Below are 17749 nucleotides of genomic sequence, written 5' to 3'. Positions count from 1 at the left end.
GGCGATGACCGCGAACGTGAATGAGAGGCCCACCGGGCGCCAGGCGCAGCGGCTGGAGACCCGGCAGCGGGTATACGACGCTGCGGTAGCGGAGTTCAGACGATCGGGTGTGGCGGATGGCGATATCGGCGCCATCATCTCGGCGGCGGGCGTTGCCCGCGGCACCTTCTATTTTCATTTCCCGACGAAGGAGCACGTTCTCGAGGAGGTCGAGCGAAACCTGGTGACTCGGCTCGCGAGTGACTTGAGGCGCTTTGTCTCCTCCAGGCCCGACCTGTGGTCGACCATGCTGGAGGTGATCCGCCTGGTTGTTGCGGCCGAATCCCGGCTCGGGCCGAAATTGTTCAGAGACGTTCTCGCACTGCACTTTTCCCAGACGCGGCCGCCCGGATTCGGCAGGCCCACAGATCACCCGCTGGTGGCCCTGGTTGCCAAAGAGGTGGCGCGCGCGCAGCAGCAGGGCGTGGCACGTCCGGAAGCCAACGCCGAAAACAGCGCGTTGTTCTTTTTGCTGGGCTTCTACGCGTTGCTGGTCACCAATCACGACTCCAAGCCCGCGCGCAGCCGCGTCATCGACGAGTTTTTCACCAGCACCCGTCACGGCCTGGAGGTCCGATGATCCGGTTGGAAATGAATCGCCTAGGAGGCTGAACAATGTGGCAGGACCTAATGCGCCTCGGCCTGGGTTGGGCCAGTGCCGCTGGGCTGGTGGGCTTTTGGTACTACGTCCTTCGCGGCATCGGCACCTTCTGATGAACGAGCAAGACGGGCGCCGAAGGCGGGCATTGATCGTCTTCCAGATCTTCATCTACGGCTACCTGCTGCTCATGTTCGGTATCCAACTGTCGATGTGGGCGACCCGGAACTGGTAGGAGAAACCGTGAAACTGCCGAAGACGGCCGTGGCGGGGTTCGCGTCGCACACCTCTGGCGCGCTGACGCTCGATGATCAACTAGAGCGGAGCCGCCTGGCGCAACGCCGCGCCGACAAATGGCTTATCGCTGGGGCATTGCTGATGGGGGCCAACGTGCCCGGCATCTTCGGCCTGCCGTTGTTCCTGTATGGACTGGCGTTACTTCGACGGGCGCAGAAGGCCGGTCTGTCCGTGCGGCCGCTGATGGTGACCTTGATCGGCTACCTGGTCATCCTCGATGCCGGGCTCAACCTGCAGGGCTGGATCCTCGATATGGTCGCCAACCACTCTCTGATCTACCGCGTTCTATACACGGCGTGGGGCAACGCTTTTGACGCCGGTTACTTCTGGCACTACAACCAGTTGTGGATCGGGGGCGCGACCGCGCCGGGGGAGAAGGGCTGGGAAGTCGCGCTCATCCTGACGGTGTTTCCCATGCGGATCGCCGCAGCGATCGCCTTCCTGCAGATGAAGCGCTGGGGCCATCAATGGCTGCTGGTCACCTGTTGGTTCGGCGTCGTCATCTGGATCGGTTACGTGATGAACATGACGGTGTATGCCGACGTTCGTTATGCCGGAGTCGTTTTCCCGGTCCTGGGCTGGTGGATCTACGACATCACGTACATCACTCCGTTCCTGGCGATTCCGTATTTGCACACCGTGAGCCGCGAAATCTTCTCGGACTAGGGAGAACTCGATGAGCGCGTCCAAGACCGGCGACGAAGCGTCGGATCAATCCGCGGCCGATGACCTCCCGCTGGGTACCACGGCGCAATGGGCCGGGATGCACAAGTGGCTGAAGCGCGGCATCATGGTCTGCCTGGTCGGGCTGGTCCTCGAGGGTTCGTTCACCCTGCCGTTCCTGGCGATCTGGTATGGATATCCGACGCTGAGCTTCCGCGACATCTGCAGCGAGCTGATGAAGGTGCGCTACAGCAACGAATCGCTGGAATGTCAGTATCCCTATCCGTTCCCCGGGCCTCCCATCAGCGGTGCGCCGGAAGGCGCAGGGATCACCACGGCCAAAGACCATTGGGGAATCCAGCCCGTCCCCGAATACCCGCGGCTCGGCTTCCGCGAGCTGGTCAGGATCCACGATCGGCGGATCGAACGGCAAAATGCCGACCACGCGGCGCCGACGCGACATCCGTGAATGCGCCGGCCCCCTTCCGACCTCGACGGCCCGAGCACATTAATATACAGTCATGTTTACTTAATGAGCCCCGGTTGATGAGGAGTCGCTGATGACGTCTGCAACGGAGCGCCTCGTGCAATTGGTCGGGGCCCAGGACTGTTTCGACATTGCGCCCGCCGAGCTACTGCCCCTCCAGCTGGAAGCGGCGACCGAGCGCCTGCATTGCCAGGCCGAAGCCATTCCGCTTCTGGCGAACCGGGCCGAATCGGCGGGGGTGGACAAGATCAAACGGGTCGGCGACCTGGTACCGCTGCTGTTCGCCCACACCACATACAAGACGTACGTGGAAGGTTGGCTCAACGAGGGGCGCTGGGACCGCATGGGGCGCTGGCTGCAGACGGTGTCCACCCGCGCGGTCGAGGGGCTCGACACCGCCGGCGTTGGGACACTCGACGACTGGATCAAGCGGCTGGAAACCGTCGGTCACTACCTTTCCTGCTCGAGCGGCACCACCGGAAAACCGGCCATGCTGTCGTGCACCGAGGGCGACATCGAACTCTCGGCCCGGATCAACGTCGAGGCGCTGTTGTGGGCGACGGGCCTGGCCCGAGGCGAGGACCGCAAATTCCTAGGCCTGGGCCCGCAATTCGCCGCGCCGCGCGAGGACGCGATCCGGCAGGCCATGGTCGATTGCCTGTCCTCGCGATACGTGCCCTACCAGTTCGGTGATGGCGAGCCGATCACCGTCGGGTCGATGGTGGACATGATTACCTTGCGGCGCAAGCTGACCGAAGGTACGGCGCGACCGAATGAGGTGGCGGAATTCGAACGGATCGCCGCACAGCGGGCGGCCGACTTGGAGACGTCGGCCAAGAAGGCGATCGATGCGGTGATCGAGGCTCGGGGCCTGCCACTTCTGGCCACCGGCATGTTCGCCACCCTCTATCAGATCGCCGAGGGCATCCGTGCCAAGGGCTATGGCGGAGGGGAGTTCAACCCAACCAACGCGATGATGGTTGCCGGGGGGCTCAAAGGCGCTGCGTTGCCCGCCAACTACCGCGAGTACATCCTCGAGACGTTCAACGTCGCCGAAGAGCGGCTGTACCACGCGTACAGCATGCGCGAAATCAACGCCACTTTCCCGCTGTGCCATGCCGGGCGTTACCACATATCGCCGTGGGTGATCATGCTGCCGCTGGACGCCAACGGGGAGCAAATTCTACCGGCCGATTCAGGTGAGATCGAGGCTCGGGCAGCGTTTTTCGATGCTTCGATCGAGGGTCGCTGGGGCGGGGTGATCAGCGGGGACAAGGTGAGCGTCAGCTTTGGGAAGTGCCGGTGTGGCCACCAGGGTCCGACCGTCGGCCGGGACATCATGCGCTACGCCGACCTGCCGGGCGGCGACAAGATCAGCTGCGCGGGCAGCATCGACGCTTACGTGCGGGGCGTCGCGTGACCACCGTGAAAACATTGTCGGCGCCGCACTTCGTGCGGGGTGCGCTGGTCCAGGGCGAGGCCGTTCGTCATCGATCCCGCGACCTCGGCGCCGACTTCGTCACCCCGGCAATCGATCTCGATGCCCTCGTATTACCTCGCTCGGAGCTGCCACCATTGCTGGACGTCACTCTCGCCGAGATCATCGACTTCCTGGTCGAAACGGGCGAGCGACTGCGACTTGATCGCAACCCCCATCTGCAGCAGTGCCTCGAACTCGTCGCGGCGACAAACCCTTTGCCGCGGCGCGTCGTGGAGAACCTTTACCGACAGGCGCCGTTCTACCTCGACAGGCAGCTACTCGAGAGCATCGTCGATTCCAACTTCGCCCATCGAGAGGCGCTGGACGGGTGGGTCGAGCGAACCGACGTATACGGCAACAAGGGTGCGGTCCGCGCCTTCCCGCCGCGCATGGTTCACATGCTGGCGGGCAATGCCCCGTCGGGGTGTGTCTCCTCGATCGCGCAGGGGGCGCTGGTGAAGGCCGTCAACCTGTTCAAGATGCCGTCGAGCGATCCGTTCACCACCGTCGCGGTGCTGCGCACCATGGCGGAGATCGATCCCAAACACCCGGTGGTGCAGTCGATGTCGGCGGTGTATTGGCCGGGTGGTGACGCCTCGATCGAGCGCACCCTGTACCGGCCGCAGTACTTCGACAAGATCGTCGCGTGGGGTGGCGGCGAAGCGATCGCCAATGTGATCCAGTACCTGGGCCCCGGAATCCAATTGATCTCGTTCGATCCGAAATCGTCGATCTCGATGATCGGGCGCGAGGCCTTCGCGTCCGAGGAGAGCATCGCCGAGGTTGCCGAGCTATTGGCCGCCGACACCACGGTGTTCAACCAGGAAGCGTGCCTGGCCAGTCGCTACGCGTTCGTGGAAACGCTGAGTTCTCAAATGCCGCAGGTCGAATCGTTGTGCGCCAAGCTCGCCGAGCGGCTGAACGTGGAGCGCGACTTCGCCTCGGCGCAGGGCACGCAGTTGCCAACGGAAATTCGGGAAGAGATCGAAGTGATGGAAGCGATGGGTGACCTCAAGACTTGGGGCGGTTTCGACGGCCGCGGCTTGGTGATTCTCTCCGATCGGCCGGTCGAGTTCCAGCCCACCAACAAGACATCGAATGTCGTGCTGGTGGAATCGCTGGACGACGCGGTCCGCTTCGTCAACGTCGCCACACAGACCATCGGCGTGTACCCGTACGAACGCAAGGCGCGGCTACGCGATCGATTGGCCAGCGCGGGGGCCCAACGCCTGTGCCGACTCGGTACGGCCAACGCGCACGTCCTCGGCAGTCCACACGACGCGATGTACCCGCTTCAGCGGTTCGTGCACTGGATGGGCGACGACGACATCGCCGCGTCACGCTAGGTTGCATCGGGGGAGCGGGGCAGCGTGAAGGGAGCGGTCGTGTCTGGAGCGAGCAGTGACGTTTGGGAAGTCATGGCGACCGCCCGGACCATCCGGCGGTTCACCGATGAGCCGGTCGACGACGCGACCCTGACGCGCTGCCTCGAGGCGGCAAGGTGGGCTCCGTCGGGCGCCAACGCGCAGGGCTGGCGGTTCGTCGTGCTGCGATCGGCCGAGCAACGGGCCGTCGTCGCCAAGGCGGCCGCCCACGCGCTGGAAGTGATCGAACCCGTCTACGGGATGAGCCGGCCCGCCGCGGACGACACCAGCCAGCGTGCCCGCACCTACCGCGCGACCTACGAACTGCACGACCGTGCCGGCGAGTTCACGTCGGTCTTGTTCGCGCAACAGCACTATCCGACCGCGTCCGAGCTGCTGCTGGGCGGCTCGATCTTCCCCGCCATGCAGAACTTCTTGCTGGCCGCGCGGGCCCAGGGCCTCGGGGCGTGCCTCACCAGCTGGGCCTCGTATGGGGGCGAGCGGCCGCTGCGCGAAGCCATCGGTGTACCCGAGGACTGGTTGGTCGCGGGCCACATCGTGGTCGGGTGGCCCAAGGGTACGCACGGCCCGCTGCGCCGTCGCCCGCTTTCGGAGTTCGTGAACCTCGATCGCTGGGGCCAGCCGGCCGACGAGTTGCTGGTGCGCTCGGGCACTCCATAACCGCTTTCCGAGATTACAACTTCCGAGATAGAGAATGCTATTCTCGCGGAAGCGGTGACGACAGGAGGCGGCCCGGATGCTGTTGGAGTTCGATGCTGATCAGCGGCTTTGGCAGCAGACCGTTCGCGACGTCGTCGCCAAGCAGTGCCCGCCGTCGCTGGTGCGCAGCGTGGCCGAGGACGGCGTCGACCCGAGCCCGTTGTGGAAGTCCTACGTCGACCAGGGCTGGACGGAGCTGAACGACGCGGCCAGCGCCGTGGAACTGGCCATCGTGCTCGAGGAGCTGGGGCGCGCGACCGACCCCACCCCGTTCCTCGCGACGATGAGCCAATTCGCCCCGCTGGTCGCGGATCGGTTCGACGCGCACGAGGCCGGGACGGCGGTGTATGGCGGGGTATGGGCGCACCGGGACGCCGACGGCTGGGTGCTGGACGGCACGGCGCGGCACGTTCTCGACGGTGATCGCGTCGACCGGTTGGCGGTGGTGACCGACGCCGGTGTGTTCGTCGTCGCGGCCAACCAGGTGTCGGCCCGCCGCTCGGCGGTGTTCGACCCGGTCCTGCACGTCGCCGACCTCTCGTTCGGCGAAGTCCGGGTGCCCGACAGCGCCCGGCTCGCCGTCGACGCCGAACGCGCCGAGCACGTCGCGTTGACCGGCATGGCGATCACCATGGTCGGCGCCTGCCAGCGCATCCTCGACTTGGTCCTCGAGCACGTCCGCAGCCGGCAGCAGTTCGGTGTGCCGATCGGCTCGTTCCAGGCCGTCCAGCACAAGGCCGCCGACATGCACGTCGCGGTGGAGCGCGCCCGCGCGCTGGCCTACTTCGCGGCGTTGACGATCGCGGCCGACGATCCGCGGCGCCGGCTCGCGGCCGCGATGGCCAAGGCATCCGCGGGGGAGTGCCAGTCGCTCGTATTCCGGCACGGCTTACAGCTTTTCGGTGCGATGGGCTTTACCTGGGAGAACGATTTGCAGTTCGCGCTCAAGCGGGCCAAGGCGGGCGAGCTGATGCTCGGCGGCGCCGCGCAACACCGCGCGCGGATCGCAGAGGAATACCGTGCAGCTGACTTTTGATTCCGACGTCGAGGCGTTCCGGGCGGAGTTCGCCGCGTTCCTTGACGAAAACCTGCCCGACGCAAGCGAAACGTTGGAGCGCCCGCGGTCGGTGTCGCACATGCCGCAGTGGGCCCGTCGTTGGCAGCGGCTGCTTTTCGACAACGGCTGGCTGCTGCCCAGCCAGCCACCGGAGTTCGGTGGTCGCAACGCCACGGTCATTCAGCAGTTCGTCTATCTGGAGGAACTGAGCCGCCGCCGGATCTATCACAGCTTCAACCCCCAGGGCGTGAATATCGTTGGGGCATCGCTGTTGTCGTTCGGCAGCGACGAACAGAAGCGACGCTGGGCGGTGCCGATCCTGCGCGCCGAGATCACCGCCTCGCTGGGGATGAGCGAGCCCAGCGCCGGCTCGGATCTGGCGTCGCTGCGCACCCGGGCCGTGCTGGACGGCGACCACTTCGTGGTCAACGGGCAGAAGGTGTGGACATCCGGGGCCCACGACGCCGACGTCTTGCTGACCTTCGTGCGCACCAATCCAGATGCGCCGAAGCACAAGGGAATCAGCGCGCTGATCATCCCCACCGACACTCCGGGTCTGGTGCGCCGGCCGTTCCCGTCGATCTGCGGTGCCGACGATCTGGATTTCAACGAGGTGTTCTTCACCGATGTGCGGGTGCCGGCGGAGAATCTGGTCGGCGAGCTCGACCAGGGTTGGCGGGTGGCCAACGGGTCGCTCGGGCACGAACGCACGATGATGTGGTTGGGTTTCGCCGACCGGCTCGACAACATGATCGACGACTTTCGCCCCGGCACCGACGCCGAGCGCGACCAGTACGCCAGCACTATCATGGACAAGCAAGCGCTGCGTTTGTTGGGTTCGGTTGCGTTGGCCCGCGCCTCGCGCGGCGAAGACGACGTGGCGGCGATCTCGGTGCTCAAGCTGCTCGGGTCCGAGGCGGAGCTGCGCGGCATGGAACTCGCGTTCACGTCCGCGGGGTCCGACGGCCTTATCCACCCCGGGCAGACCGGCCCGTACGCGCACATGAACCTGGACCACTATTTCGCCAGCTGGTTCGAGCGTTATGCCCGAAGCTTTTCCGGCACCATCGCCGGGGGCACGTCGGAGATCCAGCGCAATATCATCGCGCAGCGGGTGCTCGGCCTGCCGCGCGGCTGAGTTCCCTCGAGCGTGCGGCCAGCCGCACGCTCGGCGTCGAGCGTGCGGCCAGCTTCACGCTCGGCCGGGGGCCGCAGACGCCATGCCGGGCAACGGGATCCGGGGCATGTCCGGGGTGCCCAGCTGGCCGGCCAGCCAGGGCAACGCGGTGGCGAAGGCCGTGCCGGCCGTCGGCCAGTCGTGCCTCCCCGGCTGGGCGACCACGGCGCAGTCGATGCCGTTCGTCCGGCCCAGGGCGCACAGGGACGCCGCGGCCGCGGCCTGGTTACCCGGGTCCGTCGACGCGCCGCGGCCGGCAACGGCCATCGCGGCGCTCTCGAGAACGGTGATGTCTCGGTGCGGCGTCGGAGCACCGCCGGACGTGATCGCGAACCAACCGGACACCCCGTGGTAGCGGCCGTGTCGGCTGATCACCGTCGTCGGGTCAAATGCCGCCCACGCCTCGGCATTTCCGCCGAACAGGCTGGCGATGGTTTGCGCCCTGCTGCCGGTGTTGGGGGTCAAGTCGCCCTCGATGTCGACGAAGGTGCTGAACAGCGTGGGGTGCATGACGGTCAGGTCCACCGCACAGGTCCCGCCCATGGAGAAGCCCACGACGCCCCAGTGCGACGGGTCGGGGCTGACCCCGAAATTCGAGACCATGTAGGGCACGACGTCTTTGGTGAGGTGGTCGGCCGCGTTGCCGCGGCTTCCGTTGACGCATTCGGTGTCGTTGTCGAACGCCCCGCCCGGGTCGACGAACACCAGCACCGGCGCGTTGCCGCCGTGCGCGGCCGCGAAGGCGTCGATGGTGTCCACCGCGTTGCCGGCGCGCACCCAGTCGGCGGGTGTGTTGATCATGCCGCCGATCATCATCACCGTCGGCAGCTGCGGCGGCGGAGAACTCGCGAACCACACCGGCGGCAGGTACACCAGTTCCTCGCGGTGCTTGAAGTGGGACGCGTCGGAGGGGATCTGCACCGGCACCAGGCGCCCGCGGGACGGCTTGGTGCCGCTCGCCGCCATCGCGGTGACGGTGGCCTTGTCGGTCTGCCCGGGCAGCGGAGCGGAGGTGAACTGATCCCACGCGCTCTGCACCGTCTGCACATACCCGACCCACTGATTCAGCACCAGCAGCGAGCAGAGCAGGCAAAGCGGCAGGCACACGATCGATACGAGGCGCCGCCACCAGCACGCGCCGCGCCAGCCCAGGATCAGGACGGCCGCGGCCGTTCCGGCCAACGCGATCCACACGTACAGCGTGGGCGGCGCCGGGTCGGTTGCGACTCGGCCGATGTACCAGTGCGCCCCCGCGGCCGCCGCGCCGCCCACCACGATGGCCACCGGCAGCCACAGCAGGAGCCAACGGCGCGATCGCCGCCCGACGGCCAGCGCCAGGGCGATCGCGGTGGCGGCATCGAGGGTCATCGGCACCCAGCCGTGCATCAGCGAGATGTGGTTACTCAGGAGCTGCATCGTGATTCCTCCTCCCGGCGGCAGCGATCCGCGCTGTGAGAGAAGGATTAGATGTCGGCCTCTACGAAGCCTCTACGAATTCTTGGAGCCCAGGGGCCCAGACCGCGAGCAGACACAAAAGCTCCTCACCACGCGGCGTGTCGGGGGCTTTTGCGTCTGCTCGCGAGAAGAAGCGTCAGTCGATGACGGCGGCTTCCTTGCGCTCGGTGATCGGCCTGGCCAGCTCTTGCTCGTCGCAGGCGCGTTGCAGTTTCTCGAGCGTCTCGTCCAGGCCGGCCCCGACCCTGCGGCCGGGGGTGAAGGTGGCCGGCAGCTTCCGCATGCCCTGGATGACGCCGATGGTCTCGTAATGCACGGTCCCTTCGGGGTCGCAGGTGTAGTCGGACATGCGGTCGAGGACCGCGGTCAGCATCGACTTGAACACCGTGCGCGCTACGTTCGACCCGGCGCAGCGGTGCACACCGAGTCCAAAGCTGAAGTGCCGGTTGCCTTTGCGGTCGAGGATGATCTCGTCCGGGTCGTGGAACACCGCGGGGTCGCGGTTGGCCATCGCCCACGAAATCCACAGCCGCTCGCCCTCTTTGAACGTGATGCCGTCGAGCTCGACGTCGTCGGAGAACGTCCTGCCGTCGCCGGGGGCGGGGGTGAAATAGCGCAGGAACTCCTCGGTCGCGGCATCGAGCAGCGTTTCGCGTTGCTTGCTGAGCAGCTCGCGCTGATCGGGATTCTGCGAAAGCCATTCCAGCGAATGGGCGGTCAGCGCCGTGGTGGTGTCGAAGCCGCCACCGATGATCAAACCGAGATTTCCGATGATTTCCAGGTCGGGCGCGGGCTCACCGTCGATGCGCATTTCGAGCAGGGCATTGACCAGGCCGGGCCGCGGATTCTCGCGGATCTCGATCATGTTGTTGATCAGGTCGATCCCCATCTGCCGGTGCATCTCGGTGACGCGCTGGATGTCCGGGGAATGCTCCGGGGTGTACACCGCGGCATGGGTCGGCTCGCTGTACATCTGCCAGTTCTTCAGCGGGATGCCCATCATCGCCAGCGTCAGCACGGCCGGTACGACGTTGGCCAGGTCGTCGACGAAGTCGATGCGGCCCTCCTCGATCTTCTCGTCGAGGCAGGCGCGCGTCACGTCGTCGACGAACGGCTCCCAGCGCTTGACCGCGGCCGGCGACAGGTAGGGGTTCAGCACGGCGCGGTAGGTTTTGTGCTCCGGGTTGTCCATCTCCAGGATGCCGCCCCGGATGCCGTTGATGCGGCTGGCCGTCGGGATCGAAATGCCTTTGTAGCCACGGCGTTCGTTGTTCACATCGTGATCGTTGGAGACCGCGGGGCAGCGGGCGAGCTCGAACACCTCGTGGCTGCCGGCCGCCACCCAATGCCCGCCGTAGGTGTCGCTCCAGGCCATCGGGCAGCGGGCGTGCATCTCCTCGGTGATGTCTTTGAACCGCGAACGGTAATCCGCGGAGTGCCGATCGAAGTGATACCGGTTCCGTTTACGGTCGCTGTCGCTGAGTTGGTCATCAACGCTGTCGTCGACACTCAAGGCGCTGTCTCCCTTTACGTTTCATCCGTGATGACGATGGCCTGTTCCGGGCAGGAGTGGGCGGCTTCGCGGACCTGATCCTCCTTGTCGGCCGGCACCACCTCGTCGACCGCCGACGAACTGCCGTCGATGTCGCTGAGCTGGAACGAATCCGGCGCGATCATCGCGCAAAGGGTGTGGCCCTGGCAGCGTTCCGAATCAACCCAGACCTTCACGATGTCTCCTTGCGGCTCAATTGTCGTAGTCGTACCACTTGAGGTAGCCGCCGGCATCGACGCGCAGCTGCACGCCGGTGACGTACCGGGCCTCGTCGGAGGCCAACCACAGCACGGCGTTGCTGATGTCCTCGGGTTCGATGTAGGGGATTTTCATCGCCTGCTGCACGCCGAAAACCGGTTCGGCGTCGGCCCGGGTCGGGCGTTCGAGGTCCGGCCGGAACGACCGGTACATCGGCTCGCTCTGCAGCATCGGGGTGTTGGTGTTGGTCGGGTGAATCACGTTGGCGCGAATCCCCAACGGCGCCAGCTCGGTTGCCAGGTCGTGGACATAGTGCGACAGCGCCCGCTTGGAGTGGATGTAGGCCATGCCGCCCGGGTCGTTGCCGGGGTTGTCCTTCTTGGCGGTATCCATCAGCGCGGCGGTGGATCCGGTCGCGACAATCGAGGCGCCCTGGCCCAGGTAGGGCAGCGCGACCTGGATGGCGTTGATGGTGCCGATCAGGTTGGTGTTGATGACGTCGCACCACGCCTGCAGGGGCGGGCGGCCCTTCATGCCGGCGACCCCGGCCTGCGCCACGACGATGTCGAGCCTGCCGAACTCCGCGACCCCGCGCTCCAGGGCCGCGCTCAGTTGCGCGGCGTCGCGCACGTCGGCCTGGGCGATCGCGGCGCCCTGGCCGGTCTTCTCGATGAGCCGGGCGGTCTCCTCGAGGTCCTCGGGTGCCGCCATGGGGTAACCGATCGTGTCGACGTCACGGCACAGGTCGACGGCGATGATGTCGGCGCCCTCCTCGGCCAGCCGCACCGCGTGGCTGCGACCCTGCCCGCGCGCCGCGCCGGTGACGAAGGCGACCCTTCCCTTAACGCGCCCCGGTGCGCCCTCTCCCACACTGTCTCCTTTTAAGTCGATGCTCAGGTGTTGCGGCCGCCGTTGACGCCCAAGATCTGACCGGTGATGTAGCCGGCCTCTTCGGAGATCAGGAAGGCACACGCGGCCGCGATGTCTTCCGGCTTGCCCATCCGGCGCACCGGGGTCCGGGCGATGGTCGCTTCGATGTCGCCGAGGTATCCGTGTTGCTCCGCGGCGCGCAGCATCGGGGTGTCGATGAATCCCGGCGGCACGGCGTTCACCGTGATGCCATTGGGGCCGTACTCGAGTGCCAGCGACTTGGTGAGGCCGTTGACCGCGGACTTGGCCGCCACGTAGTGGCTCATGTAGGGCGCACCGGAATGGGTGCTCGACGACGAGATGTTGACGATCCGTCCCCACCCGGCCTCCACCATGTCGGGCAGCACCGCCTGGGTCACGTGGAAGACACCATTGAGGTTGACGTCGATCACCCGCTGCCACTCCTCGAAGGTGATGTTGGCGAAGCGCTTGAAGCCGTCCAGGCCCGCCGCATTGACGAGGACCGTCACGGGTCCCAGCTGGGCGCGGATGGCCGCCAGCGCGGCATCCACCTGCGGCCGGTCGGTGACGTCGGCGGTGAAGGCGAAGTCGGCTTCCGACGGTCTGAGGTCGATGGTGGCGACATCAAGTCCGTCGGCGCGCAGCCGCTGCGCGACCGCTTGACCGATGCCGGATCCGCCACCGGTGACCACCGCGGTCTTCACGTCGAGGCCTCGTCTCCAAATGCGGCCATCTCAGTCACAAAGAATCTCCCTTACAATTATGAGAACCTTACTCTCGGCGCGAAGCGGCGTGCAACATGGCCGCGAAACCGCGCACGGCCTGCGCCGAGAGGCCCACTACCGCAACACACGCTCAATAACGCCGCTGGTCGGCGGCCCGGTCCCATTCCTGAGACTTTCTTGAATTATCGAGACCCGAATGTAAGATTCGCCGGGGAAGAGAATGAAATTTTCGTGACCGTCACCACACGAGGGAGTAGGGGATGCCAGTGCAGGACACGGCAGAGACCACCGCGAAGACGATCGCGGATGCCGCGCCCGAGTCACAGGTCGATCGCCGACTGCTGATTGACGGCCGGCTCGTCACCGCCGACAAGACGTTCCCCTCGATCAACCCCGCCACCGGTGCGGTCATCGGGCATGCGCCCGATGCCGGCGTCGAGCAGGCCCACGCGGCGATCTCGGCGGCCCGGCACGCCTTCGACACGACCGACTGGTCGACCAACGTCGAGTTGCGGATCCGCTGCCTCGACCAGTTGCACGCGGCGCTGGTCGAGCACGCCGAGGAGCTGCGCGAGCTGACCATCGCCGAGGTCGGCGCGACCCGCGCGCTCACCCAGGGCGCTCAGCTCGACGACCCCATCAAGATCGTGCGCTTCTACGCCGACCTGCTGCGCACCTATCAGTTCTCCGAAGACCTCGGCGAGATCGAATCGCGGGGCATGCTTCATCACCGCTGGGTGGAGAAGGAAGCCGCGGGAGTGGCGGCGGCCATCATCGCCTACAACTATCCGAACCAGCTCGCGCTCGCCAAGCTGGCCCCGGCGCTGGCCGCCGGATGCACCGTGGTGCTCAAGGGGGCGCCGGACACCCCGCTGGTCACGCTGGCGCTCGGCGAGGTGATCGCCAACCACACCGACATCCCGGCCGGCGTCGTGAACGTCCTCACTTCGTCGGACGCGGCCGTCGGGGTCGCGTTGACCACCAGCCCCGACGTCGACGTCGTCACCTTCACCGGATCGACCGCCGTCGGCCGCAAGATCATGGCCGCCGCCAGCGAGACCGTCAAACGCGTCTTCCTGGAGCTGGGCGGCAAGTCGGCCGTGATCATGCTCGACGACGCGGACTTCGCCGGAGCGAGCATGTTCGCGGCGTTCAGCATGGTCACCCACGCCGGGCAGGGCTGCGCGCTCACGTCGCGGCTGTTGGTGCCCAGGTCGCACCACGACGAGATCGTCGAACTGATCGCGGCCAACTTCGCCAAGGTGCGCCACGGCGACCCCGCCGATTCGAAGACGCTCATGGGGCCGCTCATCAACGAGCGCCAGCGCGACAAGGTCGACGGAATGGTCCAGCGGGCCGTGGCCGCGGGCGCGACTCTGGTCACGGGCGGCAAGCGGTTGGATCCGGGCTACTTCTATGCGCCCACGCTGCTCACCAACGTCGACCCCGACAGCGAGATCGCCCAGGACGAGGTCTTCGGACCGGTGCTGGTGGTCATCGCGTTCGACGACGACGACGACGCGGTGCGCATCGCCAACAACTCGATCTACGGACTGGCCGGCGCGGTCTTCAGCCGCGACCAGGACCGCGCCCTGGCGGTGGCGCGCCGGATCCGGACCGGATCGTTCTCCATCAACGGCGGCAACTACTTCGCCGCCGACAGCCCGTTCGGCGGCTTCAAGCAGTCGGGTGTCGGCCGCGAGATGGGCGTCGCCGGGCTGGAGGAGTTCTTGGAGGGCAAGACCTTTGCAGTTCCCGTTGTCGGGGCGCCCGCATGAGGCCGCTGGAGGGCATCCGCGTCCTGGAGGTCGCCATGTACGGGTTCGTCCCGTCCGCGGGCGCCGTGCTCGCCGAGTGGGGCGCCGACGTGGTCAAGGTCGAGCACGCCGTGACGGGCGACCCGCAACGCGGGCTCCGGCAGACCGGCATGTTGCGCGTCGAGGGCGACCCGAACCCCAACATCGAACACGCCAACCGCGGCAAGCGCAGCATCGGACTCGACATGGCGGTGCCCGAGGGCAAAGAGGTGCTCTACGAGCTGGCCCGCCGGTCCGACGTGTTCCTCACGAGCTTCCTTCCCGCTCACCGGAAGAAGTTCGGCATCGACGTCGACGACATTCGTACGGTCAACCCGAACATCGTCTACGCCCGCGGGAGCGCGCTCGGCCCGCGGGGCGCCGAATCGGAAAAGGGCGGCTACGACATGACCGCGTTCTGGTGCCGGGCCGGCACCGCCGCGACCATCACCCCTGCCGGGATGCCCGGCATGATCGCGCCCCCCGGACCGGCCTACGGCGACACGATCTCCGGCACCAACCTCGCCGGCGGCATCGCGGCGGCGTTGCTCAAGCGCGAACGCACCGGCGAACCGTCGGTCGTCGACGTGTCGCTGCTGGGCAGTGGCTTCTGGGCGATGGGACACACGGTCGCGCTGACGAAGCATCTGGACCAGCGGATGGAGGCGCCGCCGCCGGGCGTGCACGGCGCGCCGAACAATCCGTTGGTCGGGCTGTATACCACCTCCGACGGCCGCTACATCTCCTTCGTGATGATGCAGCCCACCAAGTTCTGGGCCGACGTTTGCCGGCACGTCGAGTTGCCGGAGCTGGCCGACGATCCCCGCTTCGCCACCGTCGAGACGATCGCCGCCAATACCGCGGATGCGGTCGAGATCTTGACCAAGGTGATCGCAACCCGCACGCTTGCCGAGTGGAGCGACCGCTTTGCCACGCTTGCCGGTCCATGGGCGCCCGTGCAGGACACCTTGCAGGCGGTCGACGACGCCCAAATCCGGGCCAACGAGTACCTGGTTCGCGCAGGCGAACTCGACCTGGTGGCCAACCCGGTCCAGTTCGACGTCACGGCGCCACGCACCGGCCCGGCGCCCGGATTCGCCGAGCAGACCGACGAAATCCTGATGGAAATCGGACTCGATTGGGACCGCATCATCGAACTCAAGACGGCCGGCGCCGTCACTTGAGGACTACAGGGACTGGAGCTGTGTGAAATGTGTGAGCCGAACGCCGCTTTTCATCCGATGAGCTGTCCGATAACGGTTTTGAATTTTCCATTCCGCCCGGACACCGCATGAGTCATAATCGCCGGACGCTTCAAGACACGAGGCCCCTCGTTTTGAAGCGCCAACTCACGCGACAGAACGGAGGAGTGGCGTGAGGATGGTAGTGGCTGTCGCACCGAGGCGAATGCCGGAATGCGGCTGTCCGCAACGCATTTCGACTGTGGTAGCTCGCGTTTGTGGCCGTCGGTCCAGCCAAATCTACAGCCTGTCATTCGGCGGAACAAGACCATCGGTCTCGAAAATGTTGGAAGGGACTGAGGCCGATGGCGATTAAGCGCGCGGGCCCGGAGCGATGGACCGGCGGCATTTCGCTCGGCCGGGGCTCCAAGCCCATGGAGGCCGTCGGCGGCTTGTTCGCGATGTCGGCCGACGCCATCAAGTTCGTGTTCCGCCGGCCCTTCCAGTGGCGTGAGTTTCTGGAGCAGTCGTGGTTCGTCGCCCGGGTGGCGCTCGCTCCCACCCTGCTGGTGGCCATTCCGTTCACCGTCCTGGTCAGCTTCACGCTAAACATCCTGCTGCGGGAACTGGGCGCCGCGGACCTGTCCGGGGCCGGCGCGGCCTTCGGTGCGGTGACCCAGGTCGGCCCACTGGTCACGGTGTTGATCGTGGCGGGCGCCGGTTCCACGGCGATGTGCGCGGACCTGGGATCCCGAACGATCCGAGAAGAGATCGACGCGATGGAGGTGCTGGGCATCAACCCGGTTCAGCGCCTCGTGACACCCCGCATGCTGGCCGCGGGTCTGGTGGCGCTGCTGCTGAACAGCCTGGTGGTCATCATCGGTATTGTCGGCGGCTACGTCTTCTCGGTGTTCGTCCAAGACGTCAATCCCGGTGCGTTCGCCGCCGGCATCACCCTGCTGACCGGCGTGCCCGAGGTGGTCATTTCCTGTGTCAAGGCAGCGCTTTTCGGCCTGATCGCCGGGTTGGTCGCGTGCTACCGGGGGCTGACGGTGTCCGGTGGGGGCGCCAAGGCGGTCGGCAACGCCGTCAACGAAACGGTCGTGTACGCGTTCATGTCGCTGTTCGTCGTGAATGTGGTTGTGACGGCTATCGGTATCCGCATGTCGGCCAAGGGCCACTGAGGAGGTATAGGGGCATACCGTGATGACGCTGAGAGCCACGTACCCGCGCCTGACGCGGCAGCTCGAAAAGCCGGTCGGCACCCTGAGCCGGATCGGCGATCACACGCTGTTCTACGGCAAGGCGCTTGCCGGGGTCCCCTTTGCCGTCCGGCATTACCGGCGGGAAGTCATCCGCCTGATCGCCGAAATCAGCATGGGCGCAGGAACTTTGGCCATGATCGGCGGCACGCTGGTGATCGTCGGCTTCTTGACGCTGGCCGCCGGCGGCACGCTGGCCGTCCAGGGCTATAGCTCGCTGGGCAACATCGGCATCGAGGCGTTGACCGGGTTCTTGGCGGCGTTCATCAATGTTCGCATCGCGGCGCCGATCGTCGCCGGGATCGGTCTGGCGGCCACCTTCGGCGCCGGCGTGACCGCGCAGCTGGGTGCCATGCGGATCAACGAAGAGATCGACGCGTTGGAATCCATGGCGATCCGGCCGGTTTCGTATCTGGTCAGCACCCGGATCGCGGCCGGAATGATGGCGATCACGCCGCTGTATTCCATTGCCGTCATCCTGTCGTTCTTCGCGAGCCAATTCACCACCGTGGTCCTGTTCGGCCAGTCGGGCGGGCTGTATCAGCACTACTTCTCGACGTTCCTCAATCCGATCGACCTGTTGTGGTCGTTCCTGCAGGCCGTCCTGATGGCGATCACAATCTTGTTGATTCACACCTATTTCGGCTACTTTGCTTCGGGCGGACCGGCCGGTGTCGGCGTCGCGACCGGTAACGCGGTGCGAACCTCGTTGATCGTCGTCGTGTCGGTGACGCTGCTCGTCTCGCTGTCCATCTACGGCACCAACGGCAACTTCAACCTGTCGGGCTAGGGAAGGTGGTGAAAGGA

The 17749-nt window shown here is 66.2% G+C and carries 17 protein-coding genes; 12 read left to right on the top strand and 5 right to left on the bottom strand.

The annotated features are described in order from the left end of the window. Positions 1–4: 4 nt before the first annotated feature. The 8 genes from A5655_RS14175 to A5655_RS14140 all read left to right on the top strand — a co-directional run bounded on the left by A5655_RS14175 (position 5) and on the right by A5655_RS14140 (position 7843). Complete coding sequence (locus A5655_RS14175; protein ID WP_067011049.1) at positions 5–619, top strand: TetR family transcriptional regulator; 615 nt, start codon at positions 5–7, stop codon at positions 617–619. Between the two features lie 282 nt (positions 620–901). Further along, positions 902–1600, top strand: a complete 699-nt coding sequence (locus A5655_RS14170) for a hypothetical protein (RefSeq protein WP_067011278.1) — start codon at positions 902–904, stop codon at positions 1598–1600. 10 nt (positions 1601–1610) lie between these two features. Next, positions 1611–2066 (top strand): hypothetical protein, encoded by a 456-nt coding sequence (locus A5655_RS14165; RefSeq protein WP_067011048.1) that lies wholly within the window; start codon positions 1611–1613, stop codon positions 2064–2066. Positions 2067–2157: 91 nt separating this feature from the next. Beyond that, a complete protein-coding gene (locus A5655_RS14160) occupies positions 2158–3504 on the top strand; it encodes a hypothetical protein (protein ID WP_067011046.1) in 1347 nt (448 codons plus the stop codon). Between the two features lie 5 nt (positions 3505–3509). Then, entirely contained in the window at positions 3510–4910 is a 1401-nt protein-coding gene (locus tag A5655_RS14155) for an acyl-CoA reductase (RefSeq protein ID WP_156764866.1), read from the top strand. 72 nt (positions 4911–4982) lie between these two features. Next, positions 4983–5609, top strand: a complete 627-nt coding sequence (locus A5655_RS14150) for a nitroreductase family protein (protein ID WP_067011042.1) — start codon at positions 4983–4985, stop codon at positions 5607–5609. Between the two features lie 76 nt (positions 5610–5685). After that, entirely contained in the window at positions 5686–6684 is a 999-nt protein-coding gene (locus A5655_RS14145) for an acyl-CoA dehydrogenase family protein (RefSeq protein WP_067011040.1), read from the top strand. Continuing rightward, entirely contained in the window at positions 6668–7843 is a 1176-nt protein-coding gene (locus A5655_RS14140) for an acyl-CoA dehydrogenase family protein (RefSeq protein WP_067011038.1), read from the top strand. The genes A5655_RS14145 and A5655_RS14140 overlap by 17 nt, the downstream gene beginning before the upstream one ends. Before the next feature lie 54 nt (positions 7844–7897). On the opposite strand, the gene A5655_RS14135 is transcribed toward A5655_RS14140, so the two are convergent. The 5 genes from A5655_RS14135 to A5655_RS14115 form a co-directional block, all read right to left on the bottom strand. Beyond that, positions 7898–9298: an alpha/beta hydrolase family protein gene (locus A5655_RS14135; protein ID WP_067011036.1), complete on the bottom strand. Its 1401-nt coding sequence runs from the start codon at positions 9296–9298 to the stop codon at positions 7898–7900. 175 nt (positions 9299–9473) lie between these two features. Further along, positions 9474–10730: a cytochrome P450 gene (locus tag A5655_RS14130; protein WP_369807217.1), complete on the bottom strand. Its 1257-nt coding sequence runs from the start codon at positions 10728–10730 to the stop codon at positions 9474–9476. A gap of 134 nt (positions 10731–10864) precedes the next feature. After that, on the bottom strand, positions 10865–11065 hold the full coding sequence (locus tag A5655_RS14125; RefSeq protein ID WP_067011033.1) for a ferredoxin: 201 nt from the start codon (positions 11063–11065) through the stop codon (positions 10865–10867). A gap of 16 nt (positions 11066–11081) precedes the next feature. Then, the gene (locus A5655_RS14120) at positions 11082–11957 is read right to left on the bottom strand and encodes a mycofactocin-coupled SDR family oxidoreductase (protein WP_067011031.1); all 876 of its coding nucleotides are present in this window, start codon (positions 11955–11957) and stop codon (positions 11082–11084) included. Between the two features lie 23 nt (positions 11958–11980). Then, the gene (locus A5655_RS14115) at positions 11981–12682 is read right to left on the bottom strand and encodes an SDR family NAD(P)-dependent oxidoreductase (RefSeq protein ID WP_067011029.1); all 702 of its coding nucleotides are present in this window, start codon (positions 12680–12682) and stop codon (positions 11981–11983) included. Between the two features lie 281 nt (positions 12683–12963). On the opposite strand from A5655_RS14115, the gene A5655_RS14110 reads away from it, so the two are divergent. From A5655_RS14110 to A5655_RS14095, 4 genes are all read left to right on the top strand, one after another. After that, positions 12964–14481 carry an aldehyde dehydrogenase family protein gene (locus A5655_RS14110; protein WP_067011027.1) on the top strand — a complete coding sequence of 506 codons (1518 nt, stop codon included), beginning with the start codon at positions 12964–12966 and terminating at the stop codon, positions 14479–14481. Beyond that, a complete protein-coding gene (locus A5655_RS14105) occupies positions 14478–15683 on the top strand; it encodes a CaiB/BaiF CoA-transferase family protein (RefSeq protein ID WP_067011025.1) in 1206 nt (401 codons plus the stop codon). Before A5655_RS14110 ends, A5655_RS14105 begins: the two co-directional genes overlap by 4 nt. Before the next feature lie 362 nt (positions 15684–16045). Then, positions 16046–16864: an ABC transporter permease gene (locus A5655_RS14100; protein ID WP_067011023.1), complete on the top strand. Its 819-nt coding sequence runs from the start codon at positions 16046–16048 to the stop codon at positions 16862–16864. 22 nt (positions 16865–16886) lie between these two features. Beyond that, positions 16887–17732, top strand: coding sequence for an ABC transporter permease (locus A5655_RS14095; RefSeq protein ID WP_067011277.1), 846 nt, complete (start codon positions 16887–16889; stop codon positions 17730–17732). The last annotated feature ends 17 nt before the right edge of the window (positions 17733–17749 follow it).

The organism is Mycobacterium sp. 1081908.1 (genome assembly GCF_001673535.1).
Classification (GTDB): Bacteria; Actinomycetota; Actinomycetes; order Mycobacteriales; family Mycobacteriaceae; genus Mycobacterium.
This window is presented reverse-complemented; position numbering and strand designations above follow the sequence as displayed.